The sequence below is a fragment of the Sphingomonas sp. BL-S-29 genome, from assembly GCF_055521495.1.
Window position 1 is genome coordinate 3,058,265 of record NZ_CM145482.1, and the last position, 13,238, is coordinate 3,071,502.

The window sequence follows — 13,238 nt, forward strand, 5'->3', positions numbered from 1 at the left end:
CGATCCTTCCCGGCCTGGTCAGGCGAGCGCCAGCCGCGTTCGCGCCGCCCGGTATTCCCGCTCGAGCCGGTCCACCCGCACCGCGACCGATTCGACGCGGTCGACCACGCCGATGCCCTGGCCCGATCCCCAGATGTCCTTCCACGCCTTGGCCTTGCTGCCATTGCCGCCCCCGAAGTTCATCGTCGACAGGTCGCCCTCGGGCAAATTGTCCGGATCCATGCCGGCCGCGACGATTGATCCGCGGAGATAATTGCCGTGCACCCCGGTGAAGAGGTTCGAATAGACGATATCGGCTGCCTTGCCCTCGACGATGCCCTGCTTGTAGCCGGCTTCCGCATTGGCCTCGTCCGTCGCGATGAAGGGCGATCCGATATAAGCGAGATCCGCGCCCATCGCCTGTGCCGCCAGCACCGCGTCGCCCGTCGCGATCGATCCCGACAGCGCGAGCGGCCCGGCGAACCATTGGCGGATTTCCTGGACAATCGCGAAGGGCGACAGCCGCCCGGCATGCCCGCCCGCGCCGGCTGCGACGGCAATCAGGCCGTCCGCGCCTTTTTCGATGGCTTTGCGCGCGAATCGGTCATCGATGATGTCATGCAGCGTAATCCCGCCCCAGCCATGCACTGCCTGGTTGAGATCCTCGCGCGCGCCGAGCGAGGTGATCACGATCGGGACCTGCCATTTGGCGCAGGTCGCCAGATCCGCCTCGAGCCGCTCGTTCGAGCGGTGGACGATCTGGTTGACCGCAAAGGGGGCAGCCGGCCGGTCTGGATTGTCGCGATTATGCTGCGCCAGTTCTTCGGTGATGCGATGAAGCCATTCGTCGAGCACGCCCTGCGGCCGGGCGTTGAGCGCCGGGAAGGATCCGACGATTCCCGCCTTGCACTGGGCGATCACCAGTTCGGGGCCGGAGATGATGAACAGCGGGGACCCGATCACGGGAAGCCGCAGACGATCGAACAGGGGCGGAAGGCTCATCTGCGTTTCATAGCGCAACTGAAATGACTGTCCAGCAAGGCGCGATTTGCCTTCACCAGCCAATGCCTTATGAGGCCAACACACCGGGATACATTATATCTGCTTTCGGAGTCCCTTTTTCATGAAATTCGTTATCGCGTCGCTGCTGCTCGGCGTTTCCACGCCCGCTCTCGCCGTCGGCCAGCTCCCCGCTGCCGTCGCTCCCATCGCCTATGACATCACGGTCAAGCCCGACGCCAAAGCGATGACCTTCAGCGGCACCGAGACGGTGACGATCCAGGTCAAGCAGGCGACGACCACCATCATTCTCAACGCGGCCGAACTGAAGCTCGGCAAGGTGACCTTCGACGGGAAGAATGTGCCCTTCACCATCGACGACACGAAGCAGCAACTCACCGTCACATTGCCCGCGCCGGCCAAGGCCGGCACGCACAGCATGAGCTTTGCCTGGGACGGCAAGATCAACACCACGTCCGCCGGGTTCTTCGCGATCGACTATACCAACCCGGATGGGTCGGCCGCCCGCATGCTGGCGACGCAGTTCGAGGCACCCGATGCGCGCCGCTTCGCGCCGATGTGGGACGAGCCCGCGTTCAAGGCGAAGTTCACGCTCAGCGCGATTGCGCCGGGCAACCAGACCGCCTTTTCCAACATGCCCGCCGCGACGGTGACCAACCTCACTGACGGTACGAAGAAATATACCTTCCAGCAGTCGCCGATCATGTCGAGCTACCTGCTGTTCCTCGGCATGGGCGATGTCGAGCGCAAGACGGTGATGTCGGGCAAGACCGAGATCGGCGTCATCACCCGTCGTGGCGTGGTCGACCAGGGCGACTATGCGCTGGCCGAGGCGAAACGCCTGCTGGCCTATTACAATGATTATTTCGGCCAACCCTATCCGCTGCCCAAGCTCGATATGATCGCTGGCCCCGGCTCCAGCCAGTTCTTCGGCGCGATGGAGAATTGGGGCGCGATCTTCTATTTCGAGCCCGAATTGCTGTTCGATGCCAAGCGCGCGACCCAGAGCCGGCGCGAACGCATCTTCACCGTCGTCGCGCATGAAATGGCGCACCAATGGTTCGGCGATCTCGTCACCATGTCCTGGTGGGACGATCTCTGGCTCAACGAGGGCTTCGCCTCGTGGATGGAGAACAAGAGCAGCCGCGACCTGAACCCGACCTGGGACGCACAGGCGAGCGCGGTGGCGTTCGATCGCGAAGGGGCGATCGGCCTCGACGCTACCTCGGCGACTCATCCGATCATCCGCCATGTCGAGACGGTCGATGAGCTGGGCGAGGCGTTCGACACCATCACCTATCAGAAGGGCCAGGCCGTCATCGGCATGATGGAGTCGACGCTTGGCGGCGACGTGTTCCGCAAGGGCATCCGCAGCTACATGGCGAAGTACAAATATGGGAACACGGTGACGGACCAGCTCTGGACGGAGCTGGGCGCGGCGGCGGGCAAACCGGTCGTCGATATCGCGCATGATTTCACCCTGCAGGGCGGCGTACCGCTGGTGAAGCTGACCGGCGCGACCTGCGCGGGCGGCGTCACCCAGGCGACCATGACCCAGGGGCGGTTCGGTTATGACGAGGTCTCGAAGAAGCCGCAGACCTGGCGTGTACCGCTGACGCTCGGCCCGATCGGCGGAGCGGTGACGAGTGCGATCGTCCAGGGCGCAGCGCCGACCACCGTCGCGGTGCAGGGTTGCGGCACGCTCGTGCTCAATCGCGACAAGGGCAGTTATGTACGCGTCCAGTATGACGATGCCGGCCACGCCGCGATCGTTCGGGATTTCAGCAAGATGGCGCTGACCGATCAGGTTGGCACGCTCGGCGACGATTATGCGCTCGGGCTGAGTGGCGATCAGCCGCTCGACCGCTATTTCGCGCTCCAGGCGGCCGTGCCGGTCGATGCGAGCCCGCTCGACTGGTCGGTGGTTGCCGGCAATCTCGGCGCGCTCACCACCCTGTTCCAGGGCACGCCGCTCGAAGCGCCACTCCGTGCGCGCACCATCCAGGTGCTGTCGCCGGTGATGAAGCGCGTGGGCTTCGACGCGCAGGCAGGCGAATCTCCGCTAACCACCAACCTGCGCGAGACGTTGGTCGCGCGGCTCGGCCATAGCGGTGATCCGGATGTCGCGGCCAGGGCGCGTACTTATGTGGCGGCGCTGGCAACCGATCCCAATGCCATTCCGGCGTCGATCCGCATGCCGATCCTCGGTGTCTATTCAGCGAACGCCACACCCGCGGAATGGGAGGCGCTGTTCGCCCTCGCCAAGGCAGAGAAGAACCCGGTGGAGAAGAACACCTATGTCAGGCTGCTCGGCAATGCGCGCGACGACGCCCTGGCGCAGCGTGCGCTCGGCCTGCTCAGGACCGATGACTTCACCGCCCCGCAAAAGGCCGCGCTGATCCGGGCCGTCGCAACGCGTCACCCGGAAATGGCGTTCGATTTCGCCGCGGCCAATATCGATCTGGTCAACGGCCTGCTGGAAACCAGCACCCGCGCCGGCTTCATCGTCGGCCTGGGCACGGCTTCGAACGACTCTGCCATGCCCGGCAAGATCACGGCCTTTGCCGAGAAGAACCTGCCCGAGGCATCGCGTGGCGGCGCGGCCAAGGCGCTTTCCGCCATCGCGGTGCGCAAGCAGGGTGCCGATCGGGTGCGCGCGGATGTCGCGAAATGGGTGGGCGCGGGGAACTGACCTGCCCCGGCTGGTGTGGAATAAGGCGCGCGATCGTCTCTTCCTGTATAGAGGCGTGAAGGAGTGACCCGATGACCCCAGCAGCCCGCGTCCAGGCGGCGATCGATCTGCTTGATTCGATCGTCGCCGCGGCCCGCGATTCCGGCGCGGCGGCGGATACGCTGATCGCCCGCTATTTCGCCGAGCGCCGCTATGCCGGCAGCAAGGACCGGCGCGCCGTGCGCGAACTGGTCTATGCCGCGATCCGTCGGCTGGGCGAGCGCCCGGCGAGCGGTCGCGCGGCCATGCTGGCGCTCGCGGAAACCGACGCGGAGATCGCGGCCCTGTTCGACGGCGTCGGCCATGGCCCGGCACCGATCGGCGCGAGCGAGCGGGCGGCAATCGCCGGCATCGCGCCCGACTGGATCCTGACGAAACTGCGCGAGTCGGGAGTCGATGGCGACGAGCTTCCCGTCCTGATCGACCGCGCGCCGCTCGATGTCCGGATCAACTGGCTCAAGGACGCGCCCGGGCCGATTGAGGGCGCCGAACCGATCCCGGGCCTGCCCGATGCCCTGCGTCTGCCATCGGGCACCAATATCGAGACGCTCGACGCCTATCGGGACGGCGCGATCGAGGTGCAGGACGCCGGCAGCCAGATCGTCACCCTCGCGGCAAGCGCCATCCCGGGCATGCGCATCGTCGATCTCTGCGCCGGTGCCGGCGGCAAGACGCTCGCGCTCGCCGCCCTGATGGGCAATGAAGGCGTGCTGCTCGCGACCGATACCGATCGCGCGCGTCTTTCCCGCCTGACACCGCGCGCGGCGCGCGCAGGCGCGACGATCGTGGAGACCCGGCTGCTCAACCCGGGCCATGAGGCGGAGATGCTGTCCGACTGGGCGGGGAGTGCCGATTGCGTGCTGATCGACGCGCCCTGTTCGGGCACCGGCACCTGGCGCCGCAATCCCGAGGCGCGCTGGCGCCTGACGCCGGAGCGGATCGAGCGGCTCACCCGCACCCAGCGTCATGTCCTGGAAATCGGCACCACCCTGGTCAAGCCAGGCGGCGCGCTGGTCTATATCGTCTGCTCGCTGCTCGATGAGGAAGGCGCTGGGCAGGTCTCGGTCTTTCTCGCCGACCATCCCGAATGGACGGCGGACGTGCTCACGCTTCCGGCCGGCCGCACACACGGTGCGGGCGTTCGGCTCACCCCGGCGCATGATGCGACGGACGGGTTTTTTGTCGCAAGACTGCAACGTGCATGCTAGCCACAGCTATCGTGCCGAGACTGGAGTTGATCATGCGTTATTCGTCCGTCGCCGCCGCTGCTGCGCTGACGCTTCTTGCGATCTCCACTTCCCTGCACGGCCAGCGCCCCGACGATCAGATCGACCCGCGCTCGATGGCGCTGCTCGCCAAGGGCAAGGCGGCGCAGGCTGCCGGCAATCTCGATGCGGCGACTGACTCGCTCGAATCCGCGCTGGCGGTCGATCCGCGCAACCGCGTCGCCTTCGTCACCCTGGGCCAGGTCGCCGAGGCGCGCGGGCTGCCGGGCAAGGCGATCCGCCTCTATCGCGAGGCGCTGCTGCTCGAACCCAATGACGTCTCGGCGCTGAAGGGGCAGGGCGAGGCCCTCGTCGCCAAGGGCGCCGTCGCCCGGGCGAAGGACAATCTCGCGAAGATCCGCACCATCTGTGGCAAGGCCGGCTGCGCCGACGCTACTGTTCTCGCCGCGACGATCGCCAAGGGCCCGCCAATCGCGACCGCTTCGGTCGAGGTGCCCTCGGCCAAGCCGGCGGCGAAGGAATAGAGCCTCTCGTCACCGTTCGTTTCGAGCGGAAAATCCGGGCTAACTCAGTACCCTCGCCAATGCGACGAACGACGCCACGCTGACGGTCTCGGCGCGGCGGGTCGGCTCGATCCCGACGGTCTCCAGCGCCTCCAGCGCCCCGGGGATTGATTTCAGGCTCTGCCGCAGCATCTTGCGGCGCTGGCCGAACGCCGCTGCGGTCAACCGCTCCAGCACGGCGAAGGTCACGCCGTCGGGCGCCTCGTCGGGCGTGATGTGCACCACAGCCGACATCACCTTGGGGGCCGGCGTGAAGGCCGAGCGGTGCACCGGCATCGCCAGCCTTGCGCTGCTGCGCCACTGGGCGAGCACGGCGAGGCGGCCATAATGGTCGTCGTCGGTCTTCGCGACGATACGCTCGGCGACTTCCTTCTGGAACATCAGGGTCAGGCTCTGCCACCAGGGCGCCCAGTCGGCCGACAGCCAGCGCACCAGCAACGCTGTGCCGATATTATAGGGCAGGTTGGAGGCGATATGCGGCTTGTTCCCGAACAGCGGCGCTGCGTCGATCTCCAGCGCATCGCCCTCGATCACGCGCAGCTTGCCGGGATAGTGATCGCCAAGCTCGGCCAGCGCCGGGATACAGCGCCGGTCCCGCTCGATCGCCGTTACCCTGGCGCCCGCCGCGAGCAATGCCCGGGTCAGGCCGCCCGGTCCGGGGCCGATTTCGAGCACGTCGGCATCGCTCAGGTCGCCCGGGATGCGCGCGATCCGGGCCAGCAGCTGCGCGTCGAGCAGGAAATTCTGCCCCAGCGCCTTGCTCGCGTTGAGCCCGTAACGCGCGATGACGTCGCGTAACGGCGGTAACGGGGACGGGGGAGGGGTCACGCCCCCGCTGCGGCGCGGCGCTCCGCGGCGCTCGCGGCAAGGCTGATCGCAGCGATCATCGCGCCCGGCTCCGCCACATCCTTGCCGGCGATGCCGAAGGCAGTGCCATGGTCGGGCGAGGTGCGCACGATCGGCAGACCCAGCGTGATGTTCACGCCCTCGTCGAAATGCAGCGTCTTCAACGGCACCAGCGCCTGGTCGTGATAGCAGCACAGGGCCGCGTCATAGGTGGCACGGGCGCGGCCATGGAACATGGTGTCGGCGGCGAACGGCCCGGTCGCGTCGATGCCCTCGTCGCGCAACAGGTCGATCGCCGGGATGATGAAATCGATCTCTTCCCGTCCGATCGCGCCGCTCTCGCCGGCATGCGGGTTGAAGCCGGCAAAGGCGAGCCGTGGCCTGAGAATCCCGAAATTGCGGAACAGCCCACGCGCGGTCGCACGGCCCTTGGCCACGATCAGGTCGACCGAAAGCAAGCCGGAAACGCTGGCCAGCGGCACATGCGTGGTGATCGGCACGACGCGCAAGGACGGACCCGCCAGCATCATCACGGCATTCTCGCCGGCAATGCCGCAGCGTTCGGCGACGAATTCGGTCTGGCCGGGATGGGTGAAGCCGATCTGGTAGAGCTGGGCCTTGGAAACCGGTCCCGTCACCAGCGCGCGGGCGGTGCCCGACCGGGCGAGCCCGGCGGCGATCTCCAGCGCATGCAGCGCACAGCGCGCGCCGTCGACATCCGGCGTGCCGGGTGTGATCTCGCCGCCATCCTCGACATTCAGCACCGGCAGCGCGGTCGCGAACACGTCATTCGCTTCGGCCGGATCGAAGATGCGCTTGACCGGTCCTTGCCACACCGCGCTGATCGCACGCGCATCGCCCACCGCGAAGAAGGGCGCGAGCTGTTCCTTTTCGCGCGCGGCCCAGGCCTTGGCGATCACTTCGGGGCCGATCCCGGCAGGGTCGCCCATGGAGACCGCCAGTGGCGCGATCATCGCAAGCGCCCCTTAGCGATATTCGATCACCGCATCGCGGCGAAGATCGCGCAGCACGCCCTGCGCGCGCAGGTTGACGCGTGCCTGCTCCATCTGTGTCTGGACCTGCTCGGCCTGAGGCGCGGCGGCGACCTGCGGGTCATCGCGACCGCACAGCACCAGCGTACGGACGCCTTCCGTGGGCGATCCGAACCACGGCGTCGCCTCGCCGACCTGCATCTTCAGGATCATCTCCTGCAGACGGACGGGCAAGTCGCGCGCCTTGACCGAGGCGTTATCGACCACTTCGGCATTCAGCTCGGCCGCGACCTTCGCCACGTTGCCGCACCCGCGCATCGCCCGCGTCGCGGTTTCCAGCGCCGACACGCGGCTGGTAGCCGATGCCTGAGTCGTGCCCTCGGGGAATTTCACCGTGAGCTGCTTGAGGGTCAGCTGTGCGTCACGCGGATCGGCCATCAACACCTGCCGCTTGTCGACGAGATACAGGATGGAAAAACCGCCCGGGACCTCGATCGGCCCGGCGACTTCGCCGACGCCCATCTTCTGCGCTGCTTCCGACAGGCTCGCCGGCAGATAGGTCAGCTGGCCGGTGCCGACCCAGCCGAGATCGCCCTGCGTGCTGCGGGTCGAAGCTTCCGAAAATTGGGTATAATATTCAAAGGGTTTTCCGCCCTTTTCGATATCCTGGATCATCTGGCGCATATTGTCGAAGACCTGCTGCGCCCGGTCCGGACCGGCGGAGAGATAAATCTCCTTCAAATGATATTCGTTGGTACCCTTCGCTGCGTTGATGCGATCGATGGTGCCTTGCACCTCTTCCGCGCCCACGTTGACGAAGGGCTCGACCCGCCGGCGCAAATACCGGTTCCAGGCCAGATCGGCCTCGATCTGGCGCCGCAGCGACCGATCCGACGACCCGACGCTGCGCAGATAGGCCCGCATGTCGGGCACCGATTTGCCGAACTGCTGCGACACGCGCGCGAAGCTCTGGTCGATCTCGTCCTTGGTAACCTCGATCTCGTTAGTCTTGGCCTGCTGAATCTGCAGCGTCTCGTCGATCAGGCTGCGCAGCACCTGGAGACGAAGGCGGCCCTGATCCTCCGGGCTCAGCTTCAGCTGGTTGGCCGCCACGATCAGGCTTACGCGCTGGTCGACATCGGTGCCGGTGATCACCGTCTCGTTGACGATCGCGGTCGCCTTGCGGACGTTCGGATCGACCTTGCCGAAAATCTCCATGTTCTCGGGGATGTTGAGCCCCGACGCCGGCACGCTGCCGTCAGTCGTTTGCGCCGGCAGCCCGCTGGTCGCGGCGACGATCGCCAGCAATCCCGCACCGGCCAGGCCGATCCTGCGCCCGATACCGGTCGCCTTGTTCATCGAAATCATCACGTTTTTCAAAATCCCATCCCGCGCCGTCACGACCTGGCTATCGTTCACCATTGCTGAACCCGCGCTTAGCGGTCCAGATCGCCGTCGCTCTTACAGAAGCTCAGTTTCCTGGAGTATCGTCTAGCGCCCCAGATTCTTGAACGCCAGTGACAACAGGAAGCTGTTGCCGCTCCGGGCGTCGCCGGTATCTTCGTAATTGCGCCGCCAGGTCAGCCCGATCCTGAGGCAATCATCCTCATATTGCACGCCGAGCCGATGCCGGATCGGATCGAAGCCATCGGACAGCGACAGTGGATCCTCGTTGCGATCGGTCAGGTCGATTACCGTCGATCCGAAGACCGACCAGAAGCGCGCGAACTGGAGCCGGCCCGCAAGCCGGGCTTCCTCGCGGTCCTGCAGATCCTCCGCCGTGGTCCCGATATTGCGGTTGAGCCGGAGATAGCCCAGCAGCACATAGGTGCTGCGTGATCCGATGGTCGCGTCCACCTCGTTGCGGCGGATCGCGAGATTATCCTTGTCGAGCCGGTAGCGGTGCGTGATCGAGACGAAATCGCGAAAGCGCAGCTCGGTGCGGCCGACGATGTCGGACGTACGGTCGCTGAGGCCAGTGCCCTGCGGGAAGATCGCGGGGCGGCTGTCCAGCCGATAGCTCTGGCCGACCGACGCATCGAGCGAGAAGCCCGGCAGGTCGACTGCCCAGTCGACGCCATAGGTGAAGCGCGTCGAATCCTCGAACCGGTCATATCCGGCGAAGCGGTTGAGCGCGAACAGGTTGGAGTCTTCCAGATCCACCGCCCGTGCGTCCTCATTGGGGATGCCGAGATTCTCGGTCTTGGGCGCGGCCACGATCTGGAATCGCGGCGTCAGTCGCTGGGTACCGCCCAGGAACGAGCCGATCAGCGGATATTTGACGTCCACCGCCAGCGCGCCGATCGCCCGGGCCTGGAAACCCTCGTCGCCACGATAGCTGGTGACCGCCGTCGTCAGCGTGTCATTGGCATTGTAGACATCGCCGCGGGCATAGGCGGTAAAGGTCACTTCCTGGCCCCAGGGGGTCAGTTTGCGCAGGTCCCAGCGCGCGCTGGCAAAGGCGCGCTGCGTATCCTGGCCGGCGCTGCGGGTGATCGCCAGGCTGTTGAGCTGGAGTTCGATCTTGCCGCCAAGCACGCCCTCGTTGATTCGCCGGCGATAGTCGATCTCGGGCAGGGCGATCGGCTGCATGCCCTGCCGGTCGTTGACGCGCAGCGTCTGCACGTACCAGCCGGTCACCGCGAAATAGCTGTCGGGGTCGATCCGTTCGATCTTCGCCGTGGTGCGCAGGCGGTCGTCGTTGGAGATGTCGTAGCGGCGCAGGAAGGTACGGTCGGTGGTCAGCCTGAGCGATCCGCTGACGCTCCAGTTCGGGTCGAGCTGATACCGCGCGACGCCGTCGAGATAGCCGCGGAACGCCTGTTCGGTGCTGGTCGGCTGAGTCGTCAGCAGATCGTCGCTGCGACGGCTGATCGTGCCATAGGCGCTGACCTTGAACGCACCCTTCTGGTCCAGCGCGCTGTAATCCGCCTGGAGCATCGGCAGGACGTTGGTGAACAGGCGCGGCGTGACGGTAAGCTGCCGATTCGGGCCGAGCGCGAAGAAATAGGGCAGGGCGAATTCGAAGCCGTTGACGGCATTGTAGCGGAAGGTGGGGCTGAGCAGCCCGGTATCGCTCTCTCCCCCCGCGGGATGCGAGAAATTGGGCAGCGGCACGGTCGGCAGGCCAAACAGATTGATCCGCGCGCCCTGATAATAGATCCGGTTCTTCTCCGGCCGGTAGGTCACCCGCACCGCGGTGATCTTCCAGGAAGGCTCCTTGGGGCAGCCGGTCGAGGTGGTGACGGTGCACGGCGTATAGGCCGCATCCTCCAGCGTCACCGTCTCGTCCAGCGCGCGCGTGCCGCGCCGCGCCGCGAGCCTGCCGCCACGTTCGAGCACGACCAGCATGTTGTCGACCACGCCGTCCTTCAGCGAATCGGTCAGCTCGATCGAATCGCCATAAGCGGTGTCGCCGCCCGGATTGACCACGACGATGTTGCCGGTCGCCACGACCTTGCCGGTCTTGCGGTTCCACGTGACCTTGTCGGCGCGCAGCCGGTCTCCGCCGCGATACATGCGGACGTCGCCGGTCGCGATGACCGTCTCGTCGTCGATGACATATTCCAGCTCGCCGGCGCTGAACTGTACCTGGTCCTCCGCTGCCTGACTCTCGGCGGGCGGCGGCAACGGGACGGCGGGGATCTGCAGGTCCTGCCCATGCGCGGCCGAGCCGATGCAGAGCGCGAAGGGAAGGGCGCAGGTCGCGAGAAGATCGGAACGCTTCACGTTGGAAAAAACACCTCCAAGCGCGCCGGATGCGGTCGCGATGATGCCGCCCTATCGCACCCGATGCCCCGCGCTGCAATCGGGGGCGTGTTTTGCCAGCGCCGTTCCGCTGGCCTAGAGCATCCCGACTCAATCTCCGACGTCGAAAACCGAGGTTTCCATGCAGATCAGTTTCTCCGCCGCTCCTTCCAACGCCGCGCTGGCGCTTCCCGTGGACAAGGACGGCCTCGATCGGCTGACGAGCGCCGTGCTCGATGCCGATGCGCTCGCGGTGGTGAAGGGTGCTGCCCGCGCGAGCCGATTCGAGGGAGAAGCCGGCAGCGTGGTCGAGGCATTCGTGTCGCAGCCCGACGGCGTTCGCCGGGTCCTGCTGCTCGGCACCGGTGCCGGCGGCGAAGGCGACTATGAGCGCGCCGGCGGGGCGCTCACCGCGCGGTTGCTGACCTCCGGCGTGGAAGCCGCCGCGGTCGATTTCGGGTCGGCCGCGGCGTCGCCCCAGGCAGTGGCGCGTTTTGCCGGCGGCGCGGCACAGCGTTCCTGGCGGCTCGACCTCTACCGCACCCGGCTGCCCGAAAAGTCGAAACCGACCCTCGCCTCGATCGCCCTGCTCAACACGCCCGAGGGCAGCGAGGCGGCCTGGGCGCCGCAAAAGGCGCTGACCGAGGGGCTCGAACTGACCCGCACGCTCGTCGCCGAACCGCCCAATGTCATCTATCCCGAAAGCTTCGTCGCCCGCGTGCTTGCCGATACCGAGGGCCTTGGCCTCGAAGTGACGGTGCTCGGCGAAGCCGAGATGAAGGAGCTGGGCATGGGCGCGCTGCTCGGCGTCAGCCAGGGTTCGGCGCGCGACGCGCGTCTGCTCGCGCTGAAATGGAGCGGGGCCGGGGTCGGCGATCCGACGCTGGCACTGGTCGGCAAGGGCGTGACCTTCGATACCGGCGGCATCTCGCTCAAGCCCGGCGCGGGCATGGAAGACATGAAGTGGGACATGGGCGGCGCCGGTGCGGTGGTCGGCACGATGAAGGCGCTCGCGCTGCGCAAGGCGAAGGCCAATGTCATCGGCGTGTGCGGGCTGGTCGAGAACATGCCCGACGGCAACGCCATCCGCCCGGGTGATGTGCTGACATCGATGTCGGGCCAGACGATCGAAGTGCTCAACACCGATGCGGAAGGGCGGCTGGTGCTGTGCGACGCGATCACCTGGGTGCAGCGCACGCATCACCCGAAGACGATCGTCGATCTGGCGACCCTGACCGGCGCGATGATCATCGCGCTCGGCAACGAGCATGGCGGTTGCTTCGCCAATGACGATTCGCTTGCCGACCAGTTGCTCGCCGCGGGCAAGGCCTCGGGCGACCTGCTGTGGCGCTTCCCGCTGTCGGATGCCTATAACAAGCTGATCGATTCGCCGATCGCCGACATGAAGAATGTCGGCCCGCGCGGCGCCGGCTCGATCACCGCGGCGCAGTTCATCCAGCGCTATGTCGAAACCGGGGTGCGCTGGGCGCATCTCGACATCGCCGGCATGGTCTGGGCCGACAAGCCCGGTGCCACCTGGGACAAGGGCGCCACTGGCTATGGCGTGCGCCTGCTCGACCGGTTCGTCGCCGACAATTTCGAGAGCTGAGTCCCGCCCGGAAACGGTCGTCGCCCGGACGGAAAGTGACATGCAGGTCGACTTCTATCATCTGACCGCCCAGCCGCTCGACCGCGTGCTGCCCCGCATCGCGGAGCGCGTGGTCGACAGCGGCGGCCGTCTGCTGATCGTGGCGGACAGCGAGGTGCAGCGGTTGGCGATCGACAAATTGCTCTGGACCTATGCGCCCGAAAGCTTCCTCGCCCATGGTCTGGCGGGTGGGGCGGGCGACGCGATCCAGCCTATCCTGATCGCGGCGACCCCGGTGGCCGCCAACGAGGCGCGCAATATCGCGCTGGCGGACGGCGTCTGGCGCGAGGAAGCGCTCGGTTTCGATCGTGCCTTCCACTTCTTTGACGGCGATCGAATCGTCGAGGCGCGACAGGCGTGGAAAGCACTTGCCGACCGCGACGGAATCGAACGCCGCTACTGGAAGCAGAACGACTCGGGCAAATGGGAACAGGCTGCCTGAACCAGCCCGGGATGCTTGCATCCGGGCCCGCTCCCGCCTAGGGG

General features: G+C 66.5%; 10 protein-coding genes. 5 read left to right on the plus strand and 5 right to left on the minus strand.

Translation table 11 applies throughout. The annotated features are described in order from the left end of the window. Positions 1 to 18 precede the first annotated feature (18 nt). The gene (locus ACZ1I2_RS14600; RefSeq protein WP_465173416.1) at positions 19 to 981 is read right to left on the minus strand and encodes an NAD(P)H-dependent flavin oxidoreductase; all 963 of its coding nucleotides are present in this window, start codon (positions 979 to 981) and stop codon (positions 19 to 21) included. 121 nt (positions 982 to 1,102) lie between these two features. Between ACZ1I2_RS14600 and ACZ1I2_RS14605 the strand changes: the two genes are divergently transcribed. From ACZ1I2_RS14605 to ACZ1I2_RS14615, 3 genes are all read left to right on the plus strand, one after another. Continuing rightward, on the plus strand, positions 1,103 to 3,691 hold the full coding sequence (locus ACZ1I2_RS14605) for a M1 family metallopeptidase (protein ID WP_465176756.1): 2,589 nt from the start codon (positions 1,103 to 1,105) through the stop codon (positions 3,689 to 3,691). A gap of 71 nt (positions 3,692 to 3,762) precedes the next feature. Further along, positions 3,763 to 4,938, plus strand: coding sequence for an RsmB/NOP family class I SAM-dependent RNA methyltransferase (locus ACZ1I2_RS14610; RefSeq protein WP_465176755.1), 1,176 nt, complete (start codon positions 3,763 to 3,765; stop codon positions 4,936 to 4,938). Positions 4,939 to 4,970: 32 nt separating this feature from the next. Further along, the gene (locus tag ACZ1I2_RS14615) at positions 4,971 to 5,480 is read left to right on the plus strand and encodes a tetratricopeptide repeat protein (RefSeq protein ID WP_465173413.1); all 510 of its coding nucleotides are present in this window, start codon (positions 4,971 to 4,973) and stop codon (positions 5,478 to 5,480) included. Between the two features lie 39 nt (positions 5,481 to 5,519). Here ACZ1I2_RS14615 and rsmA read toward each other — a convergent pair whose 3' ends face one another. The 4 genes from rsmA to ACZ1I2_RS14635 all read right to left on the minus strand — a co-directional run bounded on the left by rsmA (position 5,520) and on the right by ACZ1I2_RS14635 (position 11,086). Further along, positions 5,520 to 6,347, minus strand: coding sequence for a 16S rRNA (adenine(1518)-N(6)/adenine(1519)-N(6))-dimethyltransferase RsmA (gene rsmA / locus ACZ1I2_RS14620; RefSeq protein WP_465176754.1), 828 nt, complete (start codon positions 6,345 to 6,347; stop codon positions 5,520 to 5,522). Continuing rightward, complete coding sequence (pdxA, locus tag ACZ1I2_RS14625; RefSeq protein ID WP_465176753.1) at positions 6,344 to 7,339, minus strand: 4-hydroxythreonine-4-phosphate dehydrogenase PdxA; 996 nt, start codon at positions 7,337 to 7,339, stop codon at positions 6,344 to 6,346. The genes rsmA and pdxA overlap by 4 nt, the downstream gene beginning before the upstream one ends. Before the next feature lie 12 nt (positions 7,340 to 7,351). After that, complete coding sequence (locus ACZ1I2_RS14630; protein WP_465173410.1) at positions 7,352 to 8,716, minus strand: peptidylprolyl isomerase; 1,365 nt, start codon at positions 8,714 to 8,716, stop codon at positions 7,352 to 7,354. A gap of 132 nt (positions 8,717 to 8,848) precedes the next feature. Continuing rightward, complete coding sequence (locus ACZ1I2_RS14635) at positions 8,849 to 11,086, minus strand: LPS-assembly protein LptD (protein WP_465173409.1); 2,238 nt, start codon at positions 11,084 to 11,086, stop codon at positions 8,849 to 8,851. A gap of 160 nt (positions 11,087 to 11,246) precedes the next feature. On the opposite strand from ACZ1I2_RS14635, the gene ACZ1I2_RS14640 reads away from it, so the two are divergent. Beyond that, positions 11,247 to 12,713, plus strand: a complete 1,467-nt coding sequence (locus ACZ1I2_RS14640) for a leucyl aminopeptidase (protein ID WP_465176752.1) — start codon at positions 11,247 to 11,249, stop codon at positions 12,711 to 12,713. 40 nt (positions 12,714 to 12,753) lie between these two features. Then, positions 12,754 to 13,194 (plus strand): DNA polymerase III subunit chi, encoded by a 441-nt coding sequence (locus tag ACZ1I2_RS14645; RefSeq protein ID WP_465176751.1) that lies wholly within the window; start codon positions 12,754 to 12,756, stop codon positions 13,192 to 13,194. The last annotated feature ends 44 nt before the right edge of the window (positions 13,195 to 13,238 follow it).

Bases quoted from the DNA above. Each gene is read 5' to 3' on its own strand.
- ACZ1I2_RS14600 (WP_465173416.1), bottom strand. From the start codon at position 981: ATGAGCCTTCCGCCCCTGTTCGATCGTCTGCGGCTTCCCGTGATCGGG.
- ACZ1I2_RS14605 (WP_465176756.1), top strand. From the start codon at position 1,103: ATGAAATTCGTTATCGCGTCGCTGCTGCTCGGCGTTTCCACGCCCGCT.
- ACZ1I2_RS14610 (WP_465176755.1), top strand. From the start codon at position 3,763: ATGACCCCAGCAGCCCGCGTCCAGGCGGCGATCGATCTGCTTGATTCG.
- ACZ1I2_RS14615 (WP_465173413.1), top strand. From the start codon at position 4,971: ATGCGTTATTCGTCCGTCGCCGCCGCTGCTGCGCTGACGCTTCTTGCG.
- pdxA (WP_465176753.1), bottom strand. From the start codon at position 7,339: ATGATCGCGCCACTGGCGGTCTCCATGGGCGACCCTGCCGGGATCGGC.
- ACZ1I2_RS14630 (WP_465173410.1), bottom strand. From the start codon at position 8,716: ATGAACAAGGCGACCGGTATCGGGCGCAGGATCGGCCTGGCCGGTGCG.
- ACZ1I2_RS14640 (WP_465176752.1), top strand. From the start codon at position 11,247: ATGCAGATCAGTTTCTCCGCCGCTCCTTCCAACGCCGCGCTGGCGCTT.
- ACZ1I2_RS14645 (WP_465176751.1), top strand. From the start codon at position 12,754: ATGCAGGTCGACTTCTATCATCTGACCGCCCAGCCGCTCGACCGCGTG.